Source organism: Bradyrhizobium viridifuturi (genome assembly GCF_001238275.1).
Lineage (GTDB): Bacteria > Pseudomonadota > Alphaproteobacteria > Rhizobiales > Xanthobacteraceae > Bradyrhizobium > Bradyrhizobium viridifuturi.
Genome location: NZ_LGTB01000012.1, coordinates 33,119 through 57,943, shown reverse-complemented (window position 1 = coordinate 57,943; position 24,825 = coordinate 33,119). Strand labels below are relative to the sequence as shown.

Here is a 24,825-nt window from a genome sequence, read left to right as displayed (position 1 = left end):
CGGGACAGGTGGCGCTCCGGCCTTGCCGGATGCCCCTGATGCGCCTCAGTTAGGACGGCACCGAGACGCCGATTCGCGAGAGCCTTAACGACGTAAGCCCTTAACAGCGTACCGAAACGTACCAGCGGACCTGACCAGCCGATGCCCATAACGATCCTCGATCTCGTCCTGCTCGGCGTGATGCTGATTTCGGGCCTGCTTGCCATGGTGCGCGGCTTCATGCGCGAGATCCTGTCGATCGCGGCCTGGGGCGCCGCCGCGCTGGTCACGCTGTATGCTTTCTCCAAGCTGCTGCCGACCGCCAAAACTTACTTCAATAACGACACGGTCGCGGCCGTGGTCGTGGTCGCCGGCACCTTCATCGGCACGCTGATCGTGGTCTCGGTGATCACGGTGCGGATCTCGGACATGATCCTGGATTCCCGGATCGGCGCGCTCGACCGCACCCTCGGCTTCCTGTTCGGGCTCGCCCGCGGCCTGCTGATCGTGGTCGTGGCGTTCATGTTCTTCACCTGGCTGGTTCCGGACAAGCAGCGGCCCGATTGGGTGACCGGCGCGAAGTCCCGGGTGGTGCTGCAGGGAACCGGGGATTGGCTGATGTCGCTCTTGCCTGACGACCCCGAGAACACCATCTTAAAGAAGTTCAAGAAGAATAAGCCAGACGACGATTCTGCGGCTGATACCAACGATCAGGCGACGCCGGCGTCGGGTGATGGCTATAGCAAACCTGCGCGTGACAGCTTGAAAAAGCTGATCGAGAAACCCGCGGGCCGATAAACTGTTTGGGCCCTTACGAGAGGCGATGAACGAGATGCAAACCCCTTCCGATCACGCCGACCAACTGGATCTCGACCTCGGCCCGACGGAATTGCAGGAACATCTCCGGGAAGACGATCTCCGGTACCACCCCGACCTGGATGGCGACACGCTTCGCGAGGAATGCGGCGTGTTCGGCATCTTCGGCCACTCCGAGGCCGCCGCGATCACCGCGCTCGGCCTGCACGCCTTGCAGCACCGCGGCCAGGAAGCCGCCGGCATCGTCTCCTTCGACGGTGGCCGCTTCCACAGTGAACGCCGCCTCGGCCTGGTCGGCGACGCCTTCTCCCGCCGCGAGGTGATCGACCGCCTGCCCGGCAACGCCGCGGTCGGCCATGTCCGCTACTCCACGACCGGCGGCACCATCCTGCGCAACGTGCAGCCGCTGTTCGCCGAGCTCAGCGCCGGCGGCTTCGCGGTCGGCCACAACGGCAATTTGACCAACGGCCTGACCCTGCGCCGCGAGCTGGTCAAGGGCGGCGCCATGATGCAGTCGACCACCGACACCGAGGTGATCCTGCATCTCGTCGCGCAGTCGAAGCGCACCCGTTTCATCGACCGTTTCATCGAAGCGCTGCGCACCATCGAGGGCGCCTATGCGCTGGTCGCAATGACCAACAAGAAGCTGGTCGGCGCACGCGATCCGCTCGGCATCCGCCCCCTGGTGCTCGGCGATCTCGACGGCCATCCGATCCTGACCTCGGAGACCTGCGCGCTCGACATGATCGGCGCCAAATATGTCCGCGACATCGAGCCCGGCGAGATCATCGTGTTCGACGAGAAGGGCGCGCACAGCCACAAGCCGTTCCCGCCGAAGCCGGCGCGGCCCTGCATCTTCGAGTACATCTATTTCGCGCGGCCGGATTCGATCGTCGGCGGCCGCTCGGTCTATGACGTGCGCAAGGCCTTCGGCGCGCAGCTCGCGCGCGAGAGCCATCCCGAGGTCGACGTCGTGGTGCCGGTGCCGGATTCCGGCGTGCCCGCCGCGGTCGGCTACAGCCAGTATTCCGGCGTGCCGTTCGAGCTCGGCATCATCCGCAACCACTATGTCGGCCGCACCTTCATCCAGCCGACCCAGACCGTGCGCGAGCTCGGCGTGCGCATGAAGCATTCGGCCAACCGCGCCGCGATCGAGGGCAAGCGCATCATCCTGATCGACGACAGCCTGGTGCGCGGCACCACCTCGAAGAAGATCGTGCGCATGATGCGCGACGCCGGCGCCCGCGAGGTGCATTTCCGCCTCGCCTCGCCGCCGATCCTCTATCCCGACTATTACGGCATCGACCTGCCCGATCGCGGCGGTCTGCTGGCCGCAACCCATTCGCTCGAGGAGATGCGCGACATCATCGGCGCCGACTCGCTCGCCTTCCTGTCGATCGACGGCATGTACCGCGCGATGGGCTATGAGGGCCGCGATCCCGCCAGCCCGAAATTCGCCGACCACTGCTTCACCGGCGCTATCCGACCCACCTCACCGACCAGAGCGAGACCGAGCCCGCGCCGCGCCAGCTCTCGCTGCTGGCGGAGGCGAGCTGACGGAACGAGGCCATGCAGCCAATCATCGGCATTCTCTATGGGGTGCTGCTGGTTGGCTTCATCGTATTTGCCTTCCGCCAGGGCATGAAGGTGACACCCGACAATTCGGGCAACGGGACCAACAGCGCCAATATGGACCAAGGCGGCAGTTTGTGAGCTTCGGTAGTGCAGGAATTCATCATGGCCGGGCTTGTCCCGGCCATTTCTGTCTGTAATACCCCCGGCAAAGACGCGGACAGACAGACATGACAAAACCCCTCGCCTCCCGTATCGCCCTCGTGACCGGCGCCTCGCGCGGCATCGGCTACGCGACATCAGTCGCCCTTGCAAAAGCCGGCGCGCATGTCGTCGCGGTGGCGCGCACGCAGGGCGGGCTGGAAGAGCTCGACGACGAGATCCGCAAGCACGGCGGCAGCGCCACGCTGGTGCCGCTCTCACTGACCGATTACGAGGGCATCGCGCGGCTCGGGCTCGCGCTGCATGAGCGCCACAGCAAGCTCGACATCCTCGTCGGCAATGCCGGCACCGCCGGCCCGTCCTCGCCGCTCGGCCATATCGAGCTGAAGCCGTGGAACGACGTGATGGCGATCAACGTCACCGCCAACTTCCAGCTGATCCGTTGCATGGACCCGCTGCTGCGCCAGTCCGACGCCGGCCGTGCGGTGTTCGTGACCTCGGGCGTGGCGCACAAGGCCAGCGCCTATCTCGGCCCCTATGCCGCCTCGAAGGCCGCGCTGGACGCACTGGTGCGCTCCTGGGCCAACGAGACCGCCAACACACCGCTGCGCGTCAATCTGTTCAGCCCCGGCCCGATCCGCACCCGGATGCGCGCGCAGGTGTTTCCCGGCGAAGACCCGATGACGCTGGATACGCCCGACATGGCGGCCGAATTCATCGTGCCGATGTGTGCGCCCGAGTGGACCGAAACCGGCAAGCTCTACGACTACAAGGCGCGCACGCTGCGGACTTTCCAGCCGCCGCTCTGACGGCAATCCCTCCGCCGTCATTGCGAGGAGCGAAGCGACGAAGCAATCCACGCGCCCGCATCCGCGGAAGGATGGATTGCTTCGCTGCGCTCGCGATGACGGTTGTCCCCGTTGACTCGCCCCCCGCCTCACGATTGACTGCCCCCCCAGCGGGACGACCGCCAAGAAAAATCTCGGGAGGCATCATGACGCCGACGTTCAATCGCGCGCACTCCATTCTCACTGGATTGTTTCTCTCCGCCGGCATCGCATCATCAGCGCTTCTCATGCCGCCCGCGCCCGCCCGGGCCGGCGAGGTCCCGACCTTCGCGGTCGATCCGTCCTGGCCGAAGCAGCTGCCCAACAACTGGATCATCGGCCAGGTCGGCGGCATCACCGTCGACTGGCAGGGGCATATCTGGGTGGTGCACCGGCCGCGCTCGCTGACCGACGGCGAGAAGGCGGCGAGCCTGACCCCGCCGCGCGCGAAATGCTGCGTGGCCGCGCCGCCGGTGCTGGAGTTCGACGTCGACGGCAATCTGCTGCGCGCCTGGGGCGGCCCCGGTGACGGCTATCAATGGGTCGGCCGCGAGCACGGCATCGAGGTCGACGAGCGCGGCTTCGTCTGGATCGGCGGCAATGCCGATGACGACAGCGAAATCCTGAAGTTCTCGCTCGACGGCAAGTATCTCGGCCAGATCGGCAAGATCGCAGCCCGCACCAACAGCAACGACACCACCCAGCTCGGCCGCCCCGCCGAAATGGCGATCGACAAGGATGCCAACGAGCTCTACATCGCCGACGGCTACGGCAACCGCCGCGTCATCGTGTTCGACGCCACCACGCTCGCCTACAAGCGGCACTGGGGCGGCTACGGCAAGCTGCCGACCGACGACAAGCAGCCGCCTTACGATCCGAGCGCCGCGGTGCAGGAGCAGTTCGGCAATCCCGTGCATTGCATCAAGATCGCCAATGACGGGCTGGTCTATGTCTGCGACCGCAGCCAGGACCGCATCCAGGTATTCCAGAAGAACGGCACCTTCGTGCGGGAATGGTTCTACGAGAAGAACACCCGCGGCGACGGCGCGGTGTTCGATCTCGCGCTGTGGCCCGATCCGAAACAGACCTATCTGCTCAACGCCGACGGCGCCAACAACGAGATCCGCGTGCTGAAGCGCGACGACGGCAGCGTGGTCGGCACCTTCGGCCATAGCGGCCGCAATGCCGGGCAATTCGCCCTGCTCCACGTCATGGCGGTCGATCAGAAGGGCAATGTCTACACCGGCGAGGTCGAGGGCAAGCGGGTCCAGAAGTTCAAGCTGACCTCGGACGCGCTGAAGTAGAGATGACCAAAGGATGACGCTTCGACGCAGCTCATCCGGCTTTATGCGGATTGCCGCCTCCACCCGGACAGGGTAAGCGGGAACCCGAACGACCGGCACAAGGCTCCCCAAGAGGGCCGTCCGGAAAAAATCACAGTGGAGGGAATGTCTGATGACGACGACGCTCGCACGGCGCCACGCCGTGCTTCTTGCTTGCGCTGCACTCGGCCTTGCAACCCCTGCCCTTGCGCAGGACAAGAACGTCAAGATCGGCGTGCTGAACGACATGTCGGGCCTCTATGCCGACATCGGCGGCCCCAATTCAGTGGCTGCGGCCAACATGGCGGTGGAAGATTCCGGCCTGCGCGCCAAGGGCTGGAAGATCGAGGTGGTCAGCGGCGACCACCAGAACAAGCCCGACGTCGGCGTCAACATCGCGCGCAACTGGATCGACAATGAGAAGGTCGACATCATCACCGACACACCGAACTCCGGCGTCGCGCTGGCGGTGAGCAACCTCGCCAAGGAGAAGAACTCGATCGTGCTCAATTCGGGCGCGGCGACCGCCGATCTCACCGGCAAGGCCTGCAACGCCAACACGATCTCCTACACGTTCGACACCTACATGCTCGCCAACGGCACCGGCAAGGCGCTGACCAAGGCGGGCGGCGACACCTGGTTCTTCCTCACCGCAGACTACGCCTTCGGCCATGCGCTGGAACGCGACACCTCCGCGGTTGTCACCGCCAACGGCGGCAAGGTGCTCGGCGGCGTCAAGCACCCGCTCAACACCGCCGACTTCTCCTCGTTCCTGCTGCAGGCGCAGGCGTCCAAGGCCAAGATCATCGGCCTCGCCAATGCCGGCGGCGACACCACCAACGCGATCAAGCAGGCGTCCGAATTCGGCATCACCGCGGGCGGGCAGAAGCTCGCGGCGCTGCTGCTGTTCGTCAACGACGTGCACGCGCTGGGCCTCAAGATCGCGCAGGGCCTCACCTTCACCGAGTCGTTCTATTGGGACATGAACGACCAGACCCGCGCCTGGTCGAAGCGCTTCCAGAAGGTCTCGCCGAAGGGCTCGATGCCCTCGATGACGGTGGCCGGCGTCTATGCCGGCGTGCTGCATTACCTGAAGGCGCTGGACGCGATGGGCGGCAATCCGCATGACGGCGCCAAGGTCGTTGCCAAGATGAAGGAGATCCCGACCGACGATCCCTTGTTCGGCAAGGGTCCGCTGCGGATCGACGGCCGCCGCATCATCCCGGCCTATCTGTTCGAAGTGAAGAAGCCCGAGGAATCCAAATATCCCTGGGACTATTACAAGCTGATCGCCACCATCTCGCCGGAAGACGCCGCCAAGCCGCTCGAGGCCAGCGATTGTCCGCTGGTGAAGAAATAGGCAGCACACCATTCCTTCGTCATTGCGAGCGAAGCGAAGCAATCCATAGCACCGCAAACGCGGCACGATGGATTGCTTCGTCGCTTCGCTCCTCGCAATGACGTTCCACAGCGAGCCAGCCCACTAGCGCACCCGACGCTCCATCACTTCGCCGCCGACTTCCTTGCCGGCGGCGGCAATGAGGCCCACTCCCGGTCGGCGCGCGGGCCGCCGAGGTCGCCGGTCAGGCCGACGAGTTGTCCGGGCTGCACGTCGAGCGTCTGCGTCCAGGTCTGGGTCTGGCACAGGAATTTCATCAGACATCCCTTCAGCTTCAGCCGGTCGGATTTGTCGCGCCACAGCGAGACCGAATAGGACTTGCCGTCCTCGGCATTGTAGATGTCGCCGTCGAACCGGCCCTCCGGCGACAGCTTTAATCCGAGGATCAGCTGATGGCCGAGCAGCGCGCGCGTGCGCTTGTCGGGATCGGAATTGAGGCTGTCGCGGAGCGGCTGGCCGCGCGGATCGAGCGGCTCCTTCATCCACACGATGAAGCCGCAGATGCGGTCGCGCGCGCTGCCGCAGCGCTCGAGGCGAATGCGCGCCTGTCCGTTTTCGGTCAGCCAGGTGCCGCTGGGATCTGTGGGGATCGTCTCGGCGCGGCCGGTCGAGCTCATCAGTAAGGCGGCGACGAGGCTGCGCAGAAACATGCGAACCAGAAAGTTCATTGTCCAGGACCTTTCAGTGTCGGGATGATTTGCAGGACACGCGCGACGCGCCTCACTTCAGTTGCGCCATGAAGGCGTCGGCACCCTTGTCGATACCGGTGGTGGCGGCGGCGAGATCGCCGACGCTCGCCTTGATGTCGTAGGCGTTGGGATACTGCTTGCTGACATAGGCGCCGAGCAGCCGCGCGGTCGAGCTGTCGAACATCTCGACCGCATAGATCACCGAGCCGGTCATCGTGCCCTCGCCGTCACGCGCGGCCTGTACGCCGTTGTAGATCGCGCCGGCCATGTCGAAGCGCGACAGCGTGCCGAGCACCGGCGTGTTGGCGACCGCGCCGGTCAAGGTCAGCCGCACGCGAAACGTGTTCGGCCCGCGCGTATTCACCAGCGTGAAGCGGCCGCGCAATTTGTCGGCGAAGCGGGTCTGCATATAGGCGGCGAGTGTCTCCTTGTCCTTCTCGGACATGTTGCCGAACTGATGATCGGCGCCGCGATAGATCACGACCGGATCGAGCATCACCTTGTTGTAGCTCCGCCAGTCGACCGGCGGCGCATAGCGATACGGCACGCGGCCTGAGGAATCCGACGTGTCCGGCGTCATGTAGGCCGATGAGGCCACCTCCGAATAAGCCACCGGCGTGACGGCGGCACATCCTCCCGCGAGGACGCAAAGCGCCATCGCTCCCAGACCGCGCACGGCGATCGAGCTCTCCATTCCAATCTCCTCATCCGATCCTAAGGCGGAAGAGCAGCTCGGCCGCAGCCGCGTCCGGGGCTAAAGTTACGGCTGCGGCCGTCACTGCCGATCTGGCTCGCTGTGAGCGCGCCGCCAGACCTTGCCTCAGTGCGATGAACTATAAAACCGACCAGTTGGTTTGTAAAGTTGCAATCGCAGGAAACGGATGGAAAATTTCAGCGGTCGAAGCGCTGGGGAAATGAGTGAGGCAGCTTCGCAAACAGCGGTCGTGCCTTGTCACAAACCTGCGACATCTCCTGTGCTACCGCACAGCTCGCCGGGGGATTTCAGGGGCCCGGTGCCGATCCAACGCCGCCAAGCGATCCATATTCCGCTTGGGCGGCGTTGTGTTTTCGAGCAGCGCCGGAAATCAGCTGCGCTTGCGCGCCGATGCCGGCTTTGCGGCGCGCGCGGCGGCAGGCTGCGGCGATGCCGTCGTCCTGGCTGGCTTTGCCTTCGCGCCCTGCTCCAGCGTCGTCCACTTGCTGTCGTCGAGCAACCGCTCGAACAGCCGGTCGCGCTCGGCGTCCGACAGCGACGACAGGCCGAACAGCGAGCTGAGCAGCAGTCCCCTCGCCGCGGCCCAGCGCAGCAACGCGAGATCCGGATCGCGCGCCTCGGCCTTCATGCGCGCGACCTTCTCGATATCGACATCACGCGGCATCGCCATCAATTCCGGATTCTCGTTCATCGCGGCGAGCAGTGCGAACGCGCCCGACCGCGGCGTCGAGATCGCCTCGCGCAGCGTTGCGATCTGCGCCGCCAGCTCCGGCTGGTCCGTGGTCTCGCGCGCCTTGGCGATGTAGCGGTTCGAGAACTCCTCGAAATACGCCATCTGCTGTTCGAGCAGAGCACGCAGCACCGCTTCCTTGGTGCGGAACTGATGCATCACGCCGCCCTTGCTGAGACCGCTCTCGCGCGCAATTGCGTCCAGCGTCAGGCGTCCCGGACCGTCGCGTGTCAGGATGGTGGTCGCAGCGTCGAGTGCGGCGTTGCGGGAGCGTTCCGAGCGGGAAGGATTATCCATGGTTTACTCAGCAGAGAGTCGCTTGAAACGGCAGTATCTCAGCGGCTCCGGTCAATCTCAAGCGCTGCATCGAAGTCCGCCGGCAGCGCGAACGACGTCCCCGAAATGCCGGTGCCGGCCTCAAGGGAACGCATCAGTTTCAGCAATCAATCATCGCGCTATCCAATAACTCACGCGCACAAGCGAACCTTCTGCAGCAGGCCGTGAAGGAAACCGCGAGCCATCCGGCCGATCACCCTTTCGCCTCGACCGCGCCCGCGGGCGACAGCCTGGGCGTCGGCATAACTGGCGGCGACGATCGTGCCGTGCCTGCCGCCTTCGAGCTTCAGGTCGGTCAGATAGACGAGGCTGCGCGACGTCAGCAGCGCCGCCTGCGCGTCGCTGAAGCGGGTCAACTCATCGCAGATTTCAATGGCCTCGTCGGTCACCATGCTCCTCCTGGCGGCGCGGCCTCCGGGGCGATGCACGCATCTTCAACCAGCATCCGGTTTTATACAAACCAACCGGATGGTTTGTAAATAGCCAAAATGACGCAATCGTCATCGAGGCGGCCGGTCGGCCTGTGTCGGACGGGCGCAGCCGCATTCGTCCTCGAAGCATCGAAAACAAATTTGGAAACCCCGACCGATGACACAGCAGAAACAGACGGCGGAAGCCGAAATCAGGTCACTGATCGACGCCTGGGCCGACGCCGTCCGCCGACAGGACTATCCCGGCGTTCTCGCCCATCACGATCAGGACATCGTGATGTTCGACGTGCCGCCGCCGTTACAGTCGCGCGGTTTGGACGAGTACCGGAAGACGTGGGACCTGTTCTACACGTGCTACCGCCCCTCCCACGCCTTCAATATCGAGGAGATCGCGATCACCGCCGGCGACGACGTGGCGTTCGCGGTGATGGTGATGCGGTGCGGCCCGCCCGACGCCACGTTCCAGTTCCGACTGACGATCGGATTGCGCAAGGTTGGCGGCAGTTGGCGCATCACGCACGAGCATCATTCGGTGCCGGCGACGGACTAGAGGAGAGAAGCCGACCTCGACGAGGTCGCGACAAGACGCATTGATACAGATCAAGAGCGGTGGAACTCGTCCCCCTATCGTCCAAGGAGGCCAGGAGGGTTCGCCATGTCGATCAGCCGTCGTCAAATGCTTGCACTGCTCAGCGCCGCAGCCTCGCCGCTCGCGCTTTCGCGGGTGGCACGCGCCGATTTCGATGGTCCGGTGGTCCGGGCATGGGAGGGCGGCGACGATTTCTGGCTCGCCCAGGATGCCTATGTCTACGGCTATCCGCTGGTGACGATGGAAATGACCCGCCGGGTCATGACGAACGTCGCCGCCGTGGAAGGCACGCGGGGGCCGATGGGGCAATTCGTCAAGCTCCGCAAATACCCCGATGCCAGCTTCAGGGACGTCACCGCGCCTAACGCCGATACCCTCTACACGACGGCCTGGATCGACGTGGGCGACGAGCCTTGGGTCCTCAGCATGCCGGACATGAAGGACCGCTACTTCCTTTTTCCGATGCTGGATGGTTGGACCAACGTGTTCCAGGTGCCGGGCAAGCGCACGACCGGCACCAGGGCGCAGACCTACGCGATCACCGGACCGGGCTGGAAGGGAGCACTTCCCGCGGGGGTCAAGGAGTACAAATCGCCGACGAGCATGGTCTGGATCCTGGGCCGCATCTACTGCACCGGTACGCCGGAGGATTATGCAGCCGTGCACGCCGCGCAGGACGAGTTCAAGCTCGTGCCCCTCAGCGCTTACGGCAAATCGTATACACCCCCGCCAGGCAAGGTCGATGCGTCGATCGACATGAAGACGGCGGTTCGCGAGCAGGTCAACCGTCTGGATGCCGCGGCCTATTTCACCCTGCTCGCGCAACTGATGAAGCGCAATCCGCCCGCGGCCGCCGATGCATCCGAGGTCGCCAGGTTCGCGAAGATCGGTCTTGTCCCGGGCCAGGATTTTGATCCGCGCAAATTCGATGTCGCGTTCGCCAAGCGCGTCCCGCAGGTGGCATTCGACCGGATCATGTTGCAGTTCAAGGTCAACAAGGCGATCCGGAACGTGAACGGCTGGGCTTTCGACAGCGAAGCCGGCATCTATGGCACCAACTATTTCAACCGTGCCTTTGTCACTGCGATCGGACTTGGTGCCAATCGCATTCAGGATGCGTGCTATCCGACATCGCAGAAGGACGTCGACGACCAGGACTATCTCGGCAGCAACAAATACGTCATGCATTTTCCGAAGGGACAACTTCCTCCGGTCGCAGGCTTCTGGTCGCTGACGATGTATGACGAGAACTACTTCTTCGTCGCCAATCCGATCAACCGCCAGTCGATCAGCGCCCGCCAGAACCTCAAACCCAACCCGGATGGTTCGATCGATCTCTACATCCAGAAGGATAGTCCGGGTCCTGACAAGGAGAGCAACTGGCTTCCCGCCCCTGCGGGCAAGTTCATCCTGATGTTGCGGATGTACTGGCCGAACGAGAAGGCGCCGTCGATCATCAACGGGAGCTGGAAACCGCCTCCGGCACGCAAGGTGACACGCATGAAGGAAGTGTCGCGTTGACCCGGTCGATGGACGGAGGTGGGCCCGATGCTGTATCCCGACACTCCGTCCGTCGAACAATTATCGCAGGTGATCGTCCAGGTCACTGCTCCTTCGTTCCTGCTCGGAGCTGTTGCCGGGTTCGTCTCGCTGCTGATCGCCCGCATGAACCGGGTGAGCGACCGGATCCAGGCGCTCACTGCAATCGCGGACAGCAGCGCTGAAAAGATCGGGTCGAAGCGGGACATGCCCCAGCTGAGGCGTCGCGCCGAATTGCTCAACCGGGCGATCGTGTTCTCCGCGGTGAGCGCAATACTGACCTGCCTGCTCGTGATCGTGGCGTTCGTCAGCGCATATTACCGGCTCCGGCACGAATTTGGTGTAGCCGTACTCTTTATCGTCGCTCTCGGCTTCTTCATGGCGGCGTTGGTCAATCTTGTCCGTGAGACCTGGCTTTCCGTGCACGAGTACACGCTCGATCGCTAGAGCCGCGGCCCGCGCAGTTACGAATCCTTCGCCGCCGTCGCGCGCGCGGCGATCGCGAGTGCGAGCAGCAGCAGCGCGCCGGCCAGATAGAACGGCGCGCCGGGCAGCTTGAGCGGCGCGTTGTCGCCGATGAAATAGGCGAACGTCAGCGTGAACAGGAACGGGCCGAGCAATTCCGACATGCTTTGCACGCTCGAGGTCGCGCCCTGCAGCTGGCCCTGCTGGTCGGCGGCGACGATTTGCGTCGTCAGCGCCTGCGTCGCAGCGCCCGAGATGCCCCACAGCGCCATCACGGGAATGCCGATCCAGAACAGCTGGCCTGATGGCGCCGCGCCGAAGATCGCAAAGCCCAAGGCGCCGCAGACGAGGCCGAGGAACAGCGCGTTGCGCTCGCCGAGACGCCGTACGATCGGGCCGATCGCCGCGCCCTGCACGACCATGCCGCAGAGGCCGACCAGCGCCAGCGTCGCACCGACGGTGCCGGTGTCCCAGCCATAGCGATAGGTGGCATAAAGCACGAACACCGAGGGCAGCACGACATGCGCGAGCTGGCCGAAGAACGTCGCCAGCGACAGGCCGGCCAGCGTCGAGTTCGAACGCAGGAATTGCAGCGCGCCGATCGGATTGGCGCTTTTCCATTTGAATGGCGCACGCCGCTCCGGCGGCAGCGATTCCGGCAGGATGAACAGGCCGTAGAGCCCGTTGACGAAGCTCAGGCCCGCCGCTGCCCAGAACGGCAGCCGCGGATCGATCTCGCCGAGCAGGCCGCCCAGCGCCGGCCCCATGATGAAGCCCGCACCGAACGCGACGCCGATCTTGCCGAACATCGCGGCACGCTGCTCCGGTGCAGTGACGTCGGCGATGTAGGCGAATACGGTCGAGATGCTCGACGAGGTGATGCCCGAGATCGCCCGCCCGATGAACAGCCAGATCAGGTTCGGCGCCAGCGCCATCAACACATAGTCGGCGGCGAGGCCAAAATTCGACAGCAGCACCACCGGCCGGCGGCCGAAGCGATCCGACAATGCGCCAAGGATCGGCGAGCAGACGAACTGCATCAACGCCCAGATCGAGCCGAACACGCCGAAGATGCGCGCCGCGCTCGCGGTGTCGTTGCTGACGAAGCCTTCGATCAGTTTCGGCAGGATCGGGACGATGATCCCGAGCGCCAGCATGTCGAGCAGCAGAGTGATGAAGATGAAGACCACCGCGCCGCTGCGCGCCGGGGCTGCGGCAGCCGTGTCACTCGCCGCTGTATGATTCTCGTTTTGACGCGTTTTCTTCACGCGAACCGGGACCCACTTCGCTCGAAAACGCTATGTCCGCTCACGACGGCCGCTTGCGCTTGTGGGCGAACGGATTGGCCTTTTCCCGGAGCGTAATACGAATGGGCGTGCCTGGCAGATCGAAGGTCTCGCGCAGCGAGTTGATGAGGTAGCGCAGATAAGATCGCGGGATCGCATCCGCACGCGAGCAGAACAGCACGAAGCTCGGCGGGCGCGCCTTCACCTGCGTGATGTAGTTCAGCTTCAACCGGCGGCCCGACACCGCCGGCGGCGGGTTGGCCTGGATCGCCTGTTCGAACCAGCGATTGAGCGCCGAGGTCGGCAGGCGCCGGTTCCAGACCGCATAGGCCTCCTGGATCGCCGTCATCAGGCGGTCGATGCCCTCGCCCATCAGGCCGGAGACGGCAACGATCGGCGCGCCCTTGACCTGCGGCAGCCAGTGGTCGGCATCGATGCGCAGCTGCGAGATCTGGTTGGGCTTGCGCTCGACCAGGTCCCATTTGTTGACCGCGAGCACGATGGCCCGGCCCTCGCGCTCGACCAGGTCGGCGATGCGCAGGTCCTGTTCCTCGAACTTGTTCTGCGCGTCCATCATCATGACGACGACTTCGGCAAAGCGCACCGCGCGCAAGGCGTCGGCAACCGAAAGCTTTTCCAGCTTCTCCTCGATCCGCGAGCGGCGGCGCAGGCCGGCGGTGTCGAACACCCGGAACTGGCGGCCCTGCCAGGTGATCTCGACCGCGATGGAATCGCGCGTGGTGCCGGCCTCGGGGCTGGTCAGCAGCCGCTCCTCGCCGAGCAGATGATTGATCAGCGTCGATTTGCCGGCATTGGGCCGGCCGACGATGGCGACGCGGATCGGGCGCTGCGCGGCCTCCTCCTCCGAAATATCCTCGTCGTCCTCGACCTCGTCGTCTTGCTCCGATGTCTCCGGCACCAGCGCGCTCAGCGCCTCGTGCAGGTCGCCCATGCCCTCGCCATGCTCGGCCGAGATCTGCACGGGATCGCCGAGTCCGAGCGCGTAGGATTCCATCGCGCCGATCTCGCCATGCTTGCCCTCGGCCTTGTTGGCGACCAGCACCACCGGCTTGTTGGCCTTGCGGGCGAAGTCGGCGAAGGCACGATCGGTCGGGGTCAGGCCGACGCGGGCGTCGATCACGAACATCAGCGCGTCGGCAAGCTCGATCGCGGTTTCGGTCTGCTCCTGCATCCGCGCCGTCAGCGAACCCTTGGCGCCCTCGTCGAGCCCCGCGGTGTCGATGATGGTGAAGTCGAGGTCGTAGAGCTTGGCCTGGCCCTCGCGGCGGTCGCGCGTCACGCCGGGCTCGTCATCGACCAGCGCGAGCTTCTGGCCGACCAGCCGGTTGAACAGCGTCGACTTTCCGACATTGGGCCGGCCGATGATGGCGATGGTGAAAGACATGGATGATCCAGACGCCGCGGCGCGGCGCGCGTCAATGAATTGAGAGAGAAGCCTAACGCGCAACGAGGTTGGGTTGAACCGTCATCGCGCTCCAGATTCTTGTTTTAGCATGATCTTTTCGGAAAACCGCTTCGCACTTTTCCGGATCATGATTTAGCGGCTAAATCCGCCGCTCGGTAGCGGCGCGGGGAACGCGCCGCCGGATTGCTGCGTGGTCTGGGTCTGCTGGGCCGGGGCCGCAGGCTGCGCCTGCTGGTCGTCGGCGGGCGGCGCAGTGGTGCGGCGACGGACGATCTTCTTCGGCTTCGGCTCTGGCGGCAGCGCAGCGGGCGCGCCCTCTTCCGGCGCGGCGGCGTCGGGAGCAGCCGCCTGATCCGCTGCCGGCGCGGCCCGCTTGGTGTGCTTCTTGGCGCCCTTCGGCGGCTCCGGCGGCGGAGCCGGCTGGGCAGCGGCGGCTGCCGCGGCGTTCTGCTGGTCGAGCTGCTCCTGCTGCGAGCCCTTGTACAATTCCTTCGGCACGCCCTGCTCGAGGCCGGGCACGCTTCGGGGAAGACCGGCTTGCGGTCGCCGGCCAGCTTCTTCTTGGTGTCGAGGAAGTCGAGCAGATCGCTCGGATCGAAATTGGCCATGCCGCCACCGCCGCAGCCCGCCAACGCGCTGCAAAGCGCGGTCAGAACTGCGGCTGCGATCAGGCGTTGCGAGCGGCGCATAGTCGATCTCTCACTCAAACTCGGGTTTCGCGCCAGCTCAGCTTTTCGCAACTGGCGGCAACAAGGCCTGCAGCGCTTCGGCGCGCGAACGCAGGCTCGGCGGCGTCTCGCCGTCATTGGCAATCTGGTCCAGCCACTGCCGCGCGGCGGTGGCATCGTTGGCGTGCCAGGCCGACAGCGCCAGCAACTCGCGCGCGGAATGGCGGAACGTCGAGTCCTTCGACGTTGCCATCGCCTCGAGCCGTTGCTGCATGTTCGGATAGGTCGTGGTGTCCATCACGAGCTGCGCGGCACGGATCCGTGCCAGGTCCTGGTCGGGACCGCCGACGCTGCGGTCGGCTGCAATCTCGTCATAGAGCTTCGCGGCGGCCGGCTGATCGCGGGTCGCGACCTCGGCAGCCATGCGCAGCCGCGCAAGGTTGCGGTAACCGGACGGCGCCTTGGCGATCAAATCGGCAAAGGCGGCCTCGGCCTCGGCATGCTTGTTCTGGTCCGACAGCTCGACGGCGCGGTCGAACGCCGCACCGGCCTCGGCGGCCTTCTTGGCCTCGAGATATTGGTAGCCGCGCCAGCCACCGACGCCGGCGACCACCAGGACCGCCAGCGCGATGATAAAGATCGAGTACTTGTCCCACAGCTTCTTGAGCTGATCGCGACGGACTTCCTCGTCTACTTCGTCAAATAATTCAGACACTTAAAGCTATCCCATCCCCTCGGGACCGCGAATCTCGGTGGAGCCTGGCCCCTCCCCGATCCCCACATCGCGGCGGCGTTACCCTAACGGTGTGGCGGAGGCAAGGCAAAGCGAGGCGGATCAAAGCGTTAACGGGGGAAGTTTGCCCTGCCCCGGTTCACGCTCCGGCCGCAGTCAGGCTCTCCCTGAGCTGGCGCTTGATCACCTTGCCGTTGGCGTTGCGTGGCAACGGCTGTGAGGTCAGCGCCATCGTCTCCGGCACCTTGTAGTCGGACAGGCGCTCGGCGCACCAGGCGCGCAGGCTCTCGGCATTCACCTCAGCGCGCGTCACGATCACGGCGTGGACGCGTTCGCCGAGCACCGGACAGGGCTTTGCGATGATCGCGCTCTCGACCACGGCCGGATGGCCCGCCAACACGGACTCGACCTCGGCGGAATAGATCTTCAGCCCGCCGCGGTTGATCATGTCCTTCTGGCGATCGAACACGCGGACGAAATTGTCGGCATCGACCGAGCCGAGATCGCCGGAATGCCAGAAGCCTGCGGTGAAGCTCTCCGCGGTCGCCTTCGGATTGTTCCAGTAGCCCTTGATCACGGAGGCGCTGCGGATCCACAGCTCGCCGATTTCGCCACGCAGCACCTCGCGGCCCTCGGCGCCCATCACGACGATCTCGGCGCCGGGACACGGCAGGCCGACGCTGTCGATATGGGCGGCGGTCAGTTCGCCCGGCATCAGGGTCGAGGGCGATGTGGTCTCGGTCGCGCCGTAGCAATTGGCGAGCTTCAGCCCGGGAATCTTGGCGTCGAGCTTTTCGATGGTCGCAACCGGCATCGGCGCGCCGCCGAAGCCGCCAATGCGCCAGCTCGACAGATCGTAGCTGTCGAAATCCGGCTGCATTAGGCAGAGATTGTACATCGCCGGCACCATCACCGTGTAGCTGACGCGCTCGCGTGCCGCGACCTTCAGATACTCCGCCGCCTTGAACTCCGGCATGATGATCAGCGCGCCGGCGCAGCGCGCCATGGTGGTGACGTTGGCGACCGCACCGGTGACATGCGCGAGTGGCACCGCGGCGATCGAGCGATCGGCTTTCGTCAGCCTGAGACAGGATGCGAACACCATCGAGGAATGGATGATGTTGCAATGGGCGAGCATCGCGCCCTTCGGCCGGCCCGTAGTGCCCGAGGTGTAGAGGATCATCGCGGTGTCCTCTTCTCTCACCTCAGCCGGCGCTTGCGCCCTTGCATTGTCGCGCAGACGAGCGAACTGCGACGCGCCGTCGTCGCTGACCGGGATGCGATGCGCAAGGCCCGGAATATCGGCGGCGTCAGGAATGCGATCGCTGAGCGTGGCCTCATGGACCAGACACTTCGCGCCGCAATCGTTCAGCACATAGGCGATCTCGGGCTTCTGCTGACGCGTCGAGAGCAGCACCGTCACCAGCCCGGCATGGGCGGCGGCGAACATCGTCAGCACGAACTCGATGCGGTTGCCGAGCAGGATCGCGACGCGGTCGCCGGGTGCCAGGCCGAGTTTTGAAAAGCCTGCCGCGACCTTCGCCGATTGCTCGGCGACCTCACGCCAGGATAGGCGCGTCCCGCCGCAGACCAGCGCTTCGCCGTCGCCATTCGCTGCGACCGCGTCCGCGATCATCGCCCACAGGCTGGCCGGCCGCTCGGCGAATGCCGGCACGACGCGGTCGCCGAACCTTGGCTCGAGCCGCATCGGCGGCAGTGCGTGTTGCGACCAGTCCATGCGTGCCTCGTCAGCTCTTCTTCATTCCGTAGACATGCTCCGGCCCCGGGAAGGCACGGCTCTTGACGTCGCGCGCATAGCCCGCGATCGCTTCCTCGATCGCCGGTCCGAGATTGCCGTAGCGGCGGACGAATTTCGGCGCGCGCGGCGACAGGCCGAGCATGTCCTCCAGCACCAGCACCTGGCCGTCGCAGGCAGCACTTGCGCCGATGCCGATCGTCGGCACGGCGATCGATTGCGTGATCTTGCGCGCCAGCGGCTCGGCGACCGCCTCGACCACGATCGAGAAGGCGCCGGCCTCCGCGATTGCCTTGGCGTCGTTCTCGATCGGAGCCCAGGTCTCCTCCTCGCGGCCCTGCGCGCGGAACGAGCCGAGCGTGTTGATCGACTGCGGCGTCAGGCCGATATGCCCCATCACGGGAATGCCGCGCTCCGACAGGAACGCCACCGTCTCCGCCATCCGCGCACCGCCCTCGAGCTTGACCGCGCCGCACAGCGTTTCCTTCATGATCCGCACCGCGGACTGGAACGCCTGCTCCTTCGAGCCCTCATAGGAGCCGAACGGCATATCCACGACAACAAGCGCGGCCTGCGAGCCGCGCATCACCGCGCGGCCCTGCAGGATCATCATGTCGAGCGTGACCGGCACGGTGGTCTCGAAGCCGTGCATGACGTTGCCAAGGGAGTCGCCGACCAGGATGGCATCGCAGTGGCGGTCGACCAGCGCCGCGGTGTGTGCGTGATACGAGGTCAGCATCACGATCGGTTCGCCATTCTTGCGGGCGCGCAGATCCGGCGCGGTCTTGCGCTTGATGGCGGATTGAACAGACATAGTCAGGCTCCCATGACAGGCACGCCGATCACGACCGGGTGGAACGCAAACGCCAGCGCCAGATATGCGATGACCCCGACCGCGATCGCGATCAGGTCGTTGGTTGGGCCGCCCACCGGGATCGGCGGCGCGCCGGCATCCGCGCGGCGCTTCAGCGAGATGCGGTCATAGACCGCCCAGCCGAGAAACGAGCCGAACAGGATGATCGAGCCGAGATCGCCATTGGCGAGCAGATGCGCGAACGCCCACAGCTTCACGCCCGCCAGCATCGGATGCTTCAGCGTGGTGTAGATGCGGCCGCGGATATAGGAGGCGACGACGAGGATGACGGCGGGCAGCATCAGCGCCACCGTGATGTGCTTGAACGCGGTCGGCGGCGTCCAGACATCGATCCAGCCGGTCGCACGGTAGTGCCCGAAGCCCCAGATGATCAACGCAAGGCCAGCGAACGACACCAGCGAATAGACGCCCTTGTAGGCCCCCTCGCCCATCGTTTTGACGATCCCGGCGCGCATCTCGCGCAGGCTGGTCAACACGTGGATGCCGAGGAACAGCACGAGACCCAGGATCATGACGAGCAGTCCCACGATGTTCCTCCCTGATTGTTAGTGCCTTCGCGTAACATCTTCGCCGGGCGGGTGGCAATGCGTCACGCCGGGGTGCGGATCATGGATTACCGGTCGGCTTGCCCAGTTCGCGGTTGTCGACATAGCGGATCATGATCGGCCGGCCGGCGAGCGCTCCGCCGAGCCCGCCGGTGAATTTCAGCGGCAGGCAGGCGCCGAGCGAGGCGTTGATCGCGTTGAGGTAGGCGGTGCGGGTATCGGCCGGGACGCCCCGCGTCGAAAACGTCAGGCGCGGCGCGCCGATCATTTCGCCTGATCGCTTGAAGCTGAAGCGCACCGACATCTGCATGCCCGCGCGCGCGTCGTCTGGTGGCGGCGGCGCCCAGCAGGCGCGCAGCGCGGCAAAGAGGTCGCCGATGGTATTGAGATCATGATCGGGCTTGCGGTACTTCTCGGCCTGCCCCTCGGGCGGCACGGTCAGGATCGTGAGCTGGAGATTTTCGCCGTACGGATAATCCATCTCGGGAAAGCACGGCCCGTGATTGAACACGCTGCAATAGGACGGGATGCAAGGCCCTTCGTCGAGCACGCTGCAAGGCGTGTGTGCGAACGGCGCCGGGTCAGTCTGCTGGCGCTGCTGCGCCGAGGCGGCGCCTGCGAGCGCAAAGGCCAGCACGGCATAAGCGAGACAGATGGCGACGCGTCGGAGCATGCAGACGGACCCGGATTGCGCTCCGGGGAACATGGTACCGTGGCCGGACCGGAGCAAGCGGGCTGGCGTTCAATTCCTTGCGCGCGCGCCGCAACCACAACTGTCATAGCCCGGCTCGACCGGGCGATGCAGTATTCCAGAGACGGTTGTGAATCACGGAGGAGCCGCGGCGTACTGGATCCCCCGGTCGAGCCGGGGCGACGAGTGGATAGTGTACTGCTCTTTTCCACGCGTCGTCCCGGCGAAGGCCGGGACCCATACGCCGCGGCCGATGCTGTTGAAGGGACTCGTCGTTCCACCATCGTGCAACAATGACCATCGGTGGTTATGGGTCCCGGCTTTCGCCGGGACGACACCGAGTACTGGGCCTTACGCCTTCTTCTTCACGTCCTTGACGTTGGAGAAGGTGATGCCCTCGGCGCGCTCGCGGGTGTAGCCGAGATAGAACTCGTTCTTGGCCATGAACACCGGATCGCCGTCGACGTCGTCGCGATGCCGGAATTGTTGGCGGAGATGAAAGCGTCGAGCGCCTTGCGGTCGTCGGACGAGATCCAGCGCGCCAGCGAGAATTCGGAGACCTCGAACTCAACCGGCAGCGAGTATTCCGCATCGAGCCGTGCCTTCAGCACGTCGAGCTGCAGCGGGCCGACCACGCCGACCAGCGCCGGCGCACCGTCACGCGGGCGGAACACCTGCACGACGCCCTCCTCCGACATCTGCTGCAAGGCTTCCTTCAGCTTCTTCGCCTTCATCGCATCGGTGAGGCGAACGCGGCGGACGATTTCCGGCGCGAAGCTCGGCACGCCGACGAAGGTCAGATCCTCACCCTCGGTGAGCGTGTCGCCGATCCGCAGAGTGCCGTGATTGGGAATGCCGACGACGTCGCCGGCAAAGGCCTCGTCCGCCACCGAGCGGTCCTGCGCGAAGAAGAATTGCGGGCTCGACAGGCTCATGTTCTTGCCGGTGCGCACCAGCTTGGCCTTCATGCCGCGGCTGAGCTTGCCCGAGCACAGCCGGGCGAACGCGATGCGGTCGCGGTGGTTCGGATCCATGTTGGCCTGGATCTTGAACACGAACGCGCTCATGCGTGGCTCCGCCGCCTCGACCTTGCGCAGATCGGAATCCTGCGCGCGCGGTGCCGGCGCGAACTTGCCGAGACCTTCGAGCAGATCGCCGACGCCGAAATTGCGTAGCGCGCTGCCGAAATAGACCGGCGTCAGATGGCCCTCGCGGAACGCGCCGAGCTCGAACGGCTTGCAGGCTTCGGACGCCAGCGCGAGCTCGTCCTTGACCTCGGCGACGTCGAGATTGGGGTTGCGCTTGCCGAGATCGGCGATGTCGATCTGCTCGGTGGCGCCGGTCTTGGCGCCGCCGCCCTCGAGCAGCCGCACGCCGCCATTGACGACGTCATAGGTGCCGAGGAAGTCGCGGCCGCGGCCGACCGGCCAGGTCATCGGCGTGGTGTCGAGCGCCAGCGTCTTCTCGATCTCGTCGAGGAGCTCGAAGGTGTCGCGGCTCTCGCGGTCCATCTTGTTGATGAAGGTGATGATCGGGATGTCGCGCAGCCGGCACACCTCGAACAGCTTTCGCGTGCGCGCCTCGATGCCCTTGGCGGCGTCGATCACCATGACCGCGGAGTCGACCGCAGTCAGCGTGCGATAGGTGTCTTCCGAAAAGTCCTCGTGACCCGGCGTGTCCAGCAAGTTGAACACGAGGTCGTTGAACTCGAAGGTCATCACCGAGGTGACGACCGAGATGCCGCGCTCGCGCTCGATCTTCATCCAGTCCGAGCGCGTGTTGCGCCGCTCGCCCTTGGCCTTGACCTGACCCGCGAGGTTGATGGCGCCGCCGAACAGCAGCAGCTTTTCCGTCAGCGTGGTCTTGCCGGCGTCTGGGTGCGAGATGATCGCAAAGGTGCGCCGTCGCGCCACTTCCTCTGATAGCGGCGAGCGGGACGGCGATTCGGTGGTTGCAGCGGTATCGGACATGGCGGGGCATTTGGCAGGGAAAACGGGCGCAATCAAGGGCGTTTTGTCGCAATGCGGCGTGGCCGCACCATTCCCATATAGGCACGGGAAGGACGACCTTCTCCTCACCATCCCATCTGCGGGGACGACCCTGCCTTATCCGGAGGGTTCGTCATGGCTTGGGCCATTCTGTTCATCGCAGGCCTGCTCGAGATCGGCTGGGCGATCGGGCTGAAATATACCGAGGGGTTCTCGCGGCTGGTGCCGTCGGTCCTGACGCTCGCCGCAATGGCCGGCAGCATCATCCTGCTCGGCCTTGCGCTGAAGACGCTGCCGATTGGAACCGCCTATGCGGTCTGGACCGGGATCGGCGCGGTCGGCACCGCGGCGCTCGGCATCATCCTGCTCGGCGAACCCGCGACCGCGATGCGGCTTGCCAGCATCGGGCTGATCGTGTCCGGCATCGTCGGGCTGAAGCTGGTCGGTTAATCACGCATTTTGGACGCGTTTCCTTTGACGCGAACCGGCTTTCACTTCGCTCGAAAACGCTACTTCAATATCTGCACGATCCAATAGGTTGCGGCGGCGACCGCCGCCGACGCCGGGATCGTGATCACCCAGGCGTAGACGATCGAACTCGCCACGTTCCAGCGCACGGCGGAGAGCCGCCGTGCGGCGCCGACGCCGACGATGGCGCCGGTGATGGTGTGGGTGGTCGACACCGGAACCCCGAGATAGGTCGCGATGAACAGCGTCGCGGCGCCGCCGGTCTCGGCGCAGAACCCCTGCATCGGCGTCAGCTTGGTGATCCGCAGCCCCATGGTGCGGACGATCCGCCAGCCGCCCATCAGGGTGCCCAGCGCCATCGCGCTCTGGCAGGCCAGCACGACCCAGAACGGAATCTCGAAGGTGTCGCCGAGATGGCCCTGCGAGTACAGCAGCACGGCGATGATGCCCATGGTCTTCTGCGCGTCATTGCCGCCATGGCCGAGCGAATAGAGCGAGGCCGAGGCGAATTGCAGGATCCGGAAGGCGCGATCGACCGCGAACGGCGTCGAGCGCACCGACAGCCAGGACACGATCGCAACCAGCACCAGCGCCAGCAGAAAGCCGACCAGCGGCGACAGCACGATCGCGAGCAAGGTCTTGGTGAGCCCGCTCCACACCGCGGCCGAAAGGCCTGCCTTGGCCATGCCGGCACCGACCAGGCCGCCGATCAGCGCGTGCGAGCTCGACGACGGAATGCCCAGCGCCCAGGTGATCACGTTCCAGACGATCGCGCCGACCAGCGCGGCGAAGATCACCGTCGCGTCCACCACCGCAGGGTCGATGATCCCGGTGCCGATCGTGTTGGCGACGTGAAGGCCGAACACCGCGAACGCGACGAAGTTGAAAAAGGCCGCCCAGAACACCGCGTATTGCGGCCGCAGCACCCGGGTCGAGACGATGGTCGCGATCGAGTTGGCGGCGTCGTGCAGGCCGTTCAGGAAGTCGAACAGCAGCGCGACCGCGATCAGGATGGTCAGGACCGGAAGACCCAGCGTGGCGTCCACGAGATGGCCCTGCCCTAAACCTGTTCGATCACGATCGAATTGATCTCGTTGGCGACGTCGTCGAAACGGTCGGCCACCTTCTCGAGGTGATCGTAGATCTCCGCACCGACGATGAAGTCCATCGTGTTGGCATCGCGGTGCTTCAGGAACAATTCCTTGAGCCCGATGTCATGGAGATCGTCGACCCGGCCCTCGAGCTTGGTCAGTTCCTCGGTGATCTGGGTCAGCATCGAGACGTTCTGGCCGATGCCCTGCAACAAGGGCAGCGCGCGGACGACCAGGTTGGCGCATTCCACGATAAGGGTGCCGATCTCGCGCATCGGCGGCTCGAACTCGCGCACCTCGAACAGCATGACCGCCTTCGCGGTCGCCTGCATCTGGTCGACCGCGTCATCCATCGACGTGATCAGGTTCTTGATGTCGCCGCGGTCGAACGGGGTGATGAAGGTACGGCGAACCGCAGTCAGCACCTCGCGGGTGACACTGTCGGCGTCGTTCTCGAACTGATTGACCCGCTGGCAGAAGACCGGGGTCTCATCCCCGCCCTTCAGCATGTCCTGCAGCGCCAACGAGCACTGCACCGAGGTCTGGGCGTGGCGGGCGAACAGGTCGAAAAAGCGCTCTTCCTTGGGCAGAAAGGCGCGAAACCAGCGCAGCATGTCTCAGTTCCATCGTTCCGGGACAGCCCTTTTAACGACTGTCACAGAACTGTCATAGAGCATCCGGCGGGGAAAATACCTGACACGACCGCCCGAACGGGCGGTCGTCCACCGCTATATCGGCCGAAATTCGCCCGGCCTGCCCTACAGCGACCGCCGCAACAGGTGGGCCAGCTCGCCGACAAGGCCGCGCCGGAACAGCAGCACGCAGGAGACGAAGATCACGCCCTGGATCACCGTCACCCACTGGCCGAAACCGGCAAGATATTGCTGCATGGCGATGATCACGAAGGCGCCGACCACCGGACCGAAGATGGTGCCGAGGCCGCCGACCAGCGTCATCAGCACGATTTCACCGGACATCGACCAGTGCACGTCGGTCAGCGAGGCGTTCTGCGCCACGAACACCTTCAGTGAGCCGGCGAAGCCCGCCAGCGTGCCCGACAGGATGAAGGCCAGCAGCTTGTACTGGTCGGTCTTGTAGCCGAGCGAGATCGCGCGCGGCTCGTTTTCGCGGATCGACTTCAACACCTCGCCGAACGGCGAGTTGATGGTCCGGTAGATCAGCAGGAAGCCCGCCAGGAAGCCGACCAGCACGACGTAGTACAGCACGATCGGCTTCGACAGATCGAAGATCCCGAGCAGATGGCCCTGCGGGATGCCCTGGATGCCGTCCTCACCGTGGGTGAACGGCGCCTGCAGATAAAGGAAGTAAAGCAGCTGCGACAGCGCCAGCGTGATCATCGAGAAGTAGATGCCCTGGCGCTTGATCGAGATGTAGCCGGTGACGAGTCCGAGCAAGGCCGCAGCAGCCGTGCCGACCACGATGCCGAGCTCCGGCGGCAGCCCCCAGACCTTCAGCGCATGCGCCGAGACGTAGCCGGCGGTGCCGAGGAACATGGCATGGCCGAACGACAGCAGGCCGCCATAGCCGATCAGCAGGTTGAAGGCGCAGGCCAGCAGCGCAAAGCACAGCGCCTGCATCACGAAGAACGGATAGATCCCCGTGAACGGCACCACCGCCAGCAGTGCGGCCATCACGGCGAATACGATCATCTCGTCGCGCATCGCGCGCGGCGTCACCGGAAGTGTATCGTCGGTCAATGCTGACATA

At 65.0% G+C, this 24,825-nt stretch carries 23 protein-coding genes and 3 pseudogenes; 10 read left to right on the top strand and 16 right to left on the bottom strand.

Annotated elements, in window-relative coordinates; all coding sequences use genetic code 11:
- Positions 1-141: 141 nt before the first annotated feature.
- From ALC15_RS12875 to ALC15_RS12855, 6 genes and pseudogenes are all read left to right on the top strand, one after another.
- The gene (locus ALC15_RS12875) at positions 142-777 is read left to right on the top strand and encodes a CvpA family protein (RefSeq protein ID WP_050425444.1); all 636 of its coding nucleotides are present in this window, start codon (positions 142-144) and stop codon (positions 775-777) included.
- A 34-nt stretch (positions 778-811) separates the two neighbouring features.
- Positions 812-2,352: pseudogene (purF, locus tag ALC15_RS12870) on the top strand (amidophosphoribosyltransferase).
- A 12-nt stretch (positions 2,353-2,364) separates the two neighbouring features.
- Positions 2,365-2,508, top strand: a complete 144-nt coding sequence (locus ALC15_RS44560; RefSeq protein WP_162240489.1) for a hypothetical protein — start codon at positions 2,365-2,367, stop codon at positions 2,506-2,508.
- An 89-nt stretch (positions 2,509-2,597) separates the two neighbouring features.
- Positions 2,598-3,338 (top strand): SDR family NAD(P)-dependent oxidoreductase, encoded by a 741-nt coding sequence (locus ALC15_RS12865; RefSeq protein WP_050627541.1) that lies wholly within the window; start codon positions 2,598-2,600, stop codon positions 3,336-3,338.
- Positions 3,339-3,604: 266 nt separating this feature from the next.
- Positions 3,605-4,660 (top strand): NHL repeat-containing protein, encoded by a 1,056-nt coding sequence (locus ALC15_RS12860; protein WP_430649159.1) that lies wholly within the window; start codon positions 3,605-3,607, stop codon positions 4,658-4,660.
- A gap of 151 nt (positions 4,661-4,811) precedes the next feature.
- The gene (locus ALC15_RS12855) at positions 4,812-6,038 is read left to right on the top strand and encodes an ABC transporter substrate-binding protein (protein WP_050627539.1); all 1,227 of its coding nucleotides are present in this window, start codon (positions 4,812-4,814) and stop codon (positions 6,036-6,038) included.
- Positions 6,039-6,181: 143 nt separating this feature from the next.
- Here the strand turns inward: ALC15_RS12855 and ALC15_RS12850 are convergent, their stop codons facing one another.
- From ALC15_RS12850 to ALC15_RS12835, 4 genes are all read right to left on the bottom strand, one after another.
- The gene (locus tag ALC15_RS12850; protein ID WP_050627538.1) at positions 6,182-6,745 is read right to left on the bottom strand and encodes a DUF2147 domain-containing protein; all 564 of its coding nucleotides are present in this window, start codon (positions 6,743-6,745) and stop codon (positions 6,182-6,184) included.
- 52 nt (positions 6,746-6,797) lie between these two features.
- Positions 6,798-7,460, bottom strand: a complete 663-nt coding sequence (locus ALC15_RS12845; protein WP_050627537.1) for a DUF3313 domain-containing protein — start codon at positions 7,458-7,460, stop codon at positions 6,798-6,800.
- 391 nt (positions 7,461-7,851) lie between these two features.
- Positions 7,852-8,508, bottom strand: a complete 657-nt coding sequence (locus ALC15_RS12840; RefSeq protein ID WP_050627536.1) for a TetR/AcrR family transcriptional regulator — start codon at positions 8,506-8,508, stop codon at positions 7,852-7,854.
- A 170-nt stretch (positions 8,509-8,678) separates the two neighbouring features.
- Positions 8,679-8,936 (bottom strand): hypothetical protein, encoded by a 258-nt coding sequence (locus tag ALC15_RS12835; protein WP_128089509.1) that lies wholly within the window; start codon positions 8,934-8,936, stop codon positions 8,679-8,681.
- Positions 8,937-9,135: 199 nt separating this feature from the next.
- Here ALC15_RS12835 and ALC15_RS12830 point away from each other — a divergent pair, with 199 nt between their 5' ends.
- From ALC15_RS12830 to ALC15_RS12820, 3 genes are all read left to right on the top strand, one after another.
- On the top strand, positions 9,136-9,528 hold the full coding sequence (locus ALC15_RS12830; protein ID WP_050627534.1) for a YybH family protein: 393 nt from the start codon (positions 9,136-9,138) through the stop codon (positions 9,526-9,528).
- A gap of 105 nt (positions 9,529-9,633) precedes the next feature.
- Positions 9,634-11,088 carry a DUF1254 domain-containing protein gene (locus ALC15_RS12825; protein WP_050627533.1) on the top strand — a complete coding sequence of 485 codons (1,455 nt, stop codon included), beginning with the start codon at positions 9,634-9,636 and terminating at the stop codon, positions 11,086-11,088.
- A gap of 27 nt (positions 11,089-11,115) precedes the next feature.
- On the top strand, positions 11,116-11,553 hold the full coding sequence (locus tag ALC15_RS12820) for a DUF2721 domain-containing protein (RefSeq protein WP_050627532.1): 438 nt from the start codon (positions 11,116-11,118) through the stop codon (positions 11,551-11,553).
- A gap of 17 nt (positions 11,554-11,570) precedes the next feature.
- Here ALC15_RS12820 and ALC15_RS12815 read toward each other — a convergent pair whose 3' ends face one another.
- The 9 genes and pseudogenes from ALC15_RS12815 to ALC15_RS12775 all read right to left on the bottom strand — a co-directional run bounded on the left by ALC15_RS12815 (position 11,571) and on the right by ALC15_RS12775 (position 21,520).
- Complete coding sequence (locus ALC15_RS12815) at positions 11,571-12,839, bottom strand: TCR/Tet family MFS transporter (RefSeq protein ID WP_050627531.1); 1,269 nt, start codon at positions 12,837-12,839, stop codon at positions 11,571-11,573.
- Positions 12,840-12,879: 40 nt separating this feature from the next.
- On the bottom strand, positions 12,880-14,262 hold the full coding sequence (gene der / locus ALC15_RS12810; RefSeq protein ID WP_050627530.1) for a ribosome biogenesis GTPase Der: 1,383 nt from the start codon (positions 14,260-14,262) through the stop codon (positions 12,880-12,882).
- 153 nt (positions 14,263-14,415) lie between these two features.
- Positions 14,416-14,972, bottom strand: a pseudogene (locus ALC15_RS12805) (hypothetical protein).
- Between the two features lie 37 nt (positions 14,973-15,009).
- Positions 15,010-15,666, bottom strand: coding sequence for a tetratricopeptide repeat protein (locus ALC15_RS12800; RefSeq protein WP_050627529.1), 657 nt, complete (start codon positions 15,664-15,666; stop codon positions 15,010-15,012).
- 157 nt (positions 15,667-15,823) lie between these two features.
- On the bottom strand, positions 15,824-17,422 hold the full coding sequence (locus ALC15_RS12795; RefSeq protein WP_050627528.1) for a class I adenylate-forming enzyme family protein: 1,599 nt from the start codon (positions 17,420-17,422) through the stop codon (positions 15,824-15,826).
- Positions 17,423-17,432: 10 nt separating this feature from the next.
- A complete protein-coding gene (gene panB / locus ALC15_RS12790; protein WP_050627527.1) occupies positions 17,433-18,254 on the bottom strand; it encodes a 3-methyl-2-oxobutanoate hydroxymethyltransferase in 822 nt (273 codons plus the stop codon).
- A gap of 2 nt (positions 18,255-18,256) precedes the next feature.
- Complete coding sequence (locus tag ALC15_RS12785; protein ID WP_050627526.1) at positions 18,257-18,841, bottom strand: NnrU family protein; 585 nt, start codon at positions 18,839-18,841, stop codon at positions 18,257-18,259.
- A gap of 79 nt (positions 18,842-18,920) precedes the next feature.
- Positions 18,921-19,532: a hypothetical protein gene (locus ALC15_RS12780; RefSeq protein WP_050627525.1), complete on the bottom strand. Its 612-nt coding sequence runs from the start codon at positions 19,530-19,532 to the stop codon at positions 18,921-18,923.
- 369 nt (positions 19,533-19,901) lie between these two features.
- A pseudogene (locus ALC15_RS12775) lies at positions 19,902-21,520 on the bottom strand (peptide chain release factor 3).
- A 153-nt stretch (positions 21,521-21,673) separates the two neighbouring features.
- Between ALC15_RS12775 and sugE the strand changes: the two are divergent.
- Positions 21,674-21,988, top strand: a complete 315-nt coding sequence (gene sugE / locus ALC15_RS12770; protein WP_050627524.1) for a quaternary ammonium compound efflux SMR transporter SugE — start codon at positions 21,674-21,676, stop codon at positions 21,986-21,988.
- A 59-nt stretch (positions 21,989-22,047) separates the two neighbouring features.
- Here the strand turns inward: sugE and ALC15_RS12765 are convergent, their stop codons facing one another.
- From ALC15_RS12765 to ALC15_RS12755, 3 genes are all read right to left on the bottom strand, one after another.
- Entirely contained in the window at positions 22,048-23,052 is a 1,005-nt protein-coding gene (locus ALC15_RS12765) for an inorganic phosphate transporter (RefSeq protein ID WP_050627523.1), read from the bottom strand.
- A gap of 14 nt (positions 23,053-23,066) precedes the next feature.
- A complete protein-coding gene (locus ALC15_RS12760; RefSeq protein ID WP_050627522.1) occupies positions 23,067-23,711 on the bottom strand; it encodes a DUF47 domain-containing protein in 645 nt (214 codons plus the stop codon).
- Between the two features lie 144 nt (positions 23,712-23,855).
- Positions 23,856-24,824 carry a branched-chain amino acid ABC transporter permease gene (locus ALC15_RS12755; protein WP_050627521.1) on the bottom strand — a complete coding sequence of 323 codons (969 nt, stop codon included), beginning with the start codon at positions 24,822-24,824 and terminating at the stop codon, positions 23,856-23,858.
- Between the last annotated feature and the right edge of the window lies 1 nt (position 24,825).

What these genes read in the sequence shown, in the direction of transcription:
- ALC15_RS12875 (WP_050425444.1), top strand. Translation starts at nt 142, where the DNA reads ATGCCCATAACGATCCTCGATCTCGTCCTGCTCGGCGTGATGCTGATT.
- ALC15_RS44560 (WP_162240489.1), top strand. Translation starts at nt 2,365, where the DNA reads ATGCAGCCAATCATCGGCATTCTCTATGGGGTGCTGCTGGTTGGCTTC.
- ALC15_RS12865 (WP_050627541.1), top strand. Translation starts at nt 2,598, where the DNA reads ATGACAAAACCCCTCGCCTCCCGTATCGCCCTCGTGACCGGCGCCTCG.
- ALC15_RS12860 (WP_430649159.1), top strand. Translation starts at nt 3,605, where the DNA reads ATGCCGCCCGCGCCCGCCCGGGCCGGCGAGGTCCCGACCTTCGCGGTC.
- ALC15_RS12855 (WP_050627539.1), top strand. Translation starts at nt 4,812, where the DNA reads ATGACGACGACGCTCGCACGGCGCCACGCCGTGCTTCTTGCTTGCGCT.
- ALC15_RS12850 (WP_050627538.1), bottom strand. Translation starts at nt 6,745, where the DNA reads ATGAACTTTCTGGTTCGCATGTTTCTGCGCAGCCTCGTCGCCGCCTTA.
- ALC15_RS12845 (WP_050627537.1), bottom strand. Translation starts at nt 7,460, where the DNA reads ATGGAGAGCTCGATCGCCGTGCGCGGTCTGGGAGCGATGGCGCTTTGC.
- ALC15_RS12840 (WP_050627536.1), bottom strand. Translation starts at nt 8,508, where the DNA reads ATGGATAATCCTTCCCGCTCGGAACGCTCCCGCAACGCCGCACTCGAC.
- ALC15_RS12830 (WP_050627534.1), top strand. Translation starts at nt 9,136, where the DNA reads ATGACACAGCAGAAACAGACGGCGGAAGCCGAAATCAGGTCACTGATC.
- ALC15_RS12825 (WP_050627533.1), top strand. Translation starts at nt 9,634, where the DNA reads ATGTCGATCAGCCGTCGTCAAATGCTTGCACTGCTCAGCGCCGCAGCC.
- ALC15_RS12820 (WP_050627532.1), top strand. Translation starts at nt 11,116, where the DNA reads ATGCTGTATCCCGACACTCCGTCCGTCGAACAATTATCGCAGGTGATC.
- der (WP_050627530.1), bottom strand. Translation starts at nt 14,262, where the DNA reads ATGTCTTTCACCATCGCCATCATCGGCCGGCCCAATGTCGGAAAGTCG.
- ALC15_RS12795 (WP_050627528.1), bottom strand. Translation starts at nt 17,422, where the DNA reads ATGGACTGGTCGCAACACGCACTGCCGCCGATGCGGCTCGAGCCAAGG.
- panB (WP_050627527.1), bottom strand. Translation starts at nt 18,254, where the DNA reads ATGTCTGTTCAATCCGCCATCAAGCGCAAGACCGCGCCGGATCTGCGC.
- ALC15_RS12780 (WP_050627525.1), bottom strand. Translation starts at nt 19,532, where the DNA reads ATGCTCCGACGCGTCGCCATCTGTCTCGCTTATGCCGTGCTGGCCTTT.
- sugE (WP_050627524.1), top strand. Translation starts at nt 21,674, where the DNA reads ATGGCTTGGGCCATTCTGTTCATCGCAGGCCTGCTCGAGATCGGCTGG.
- ALC15_RS12760 (WP_050627522.1), bottom strand. Translation starts at nt 23,711, where the DNA reads ATGCTGCGCTGGTTTCGCGCCTTTCTGCCCAAGGAAGAGCGCTTTTTC.
- ALC15_RS12755 (WP_050627521.1), bottom strand. Translation starts at nt 24,824, where the DNA reads ATGTCAGCATTGACCGACGATACACTTCCGGTGACGCCGCGCGCGATG.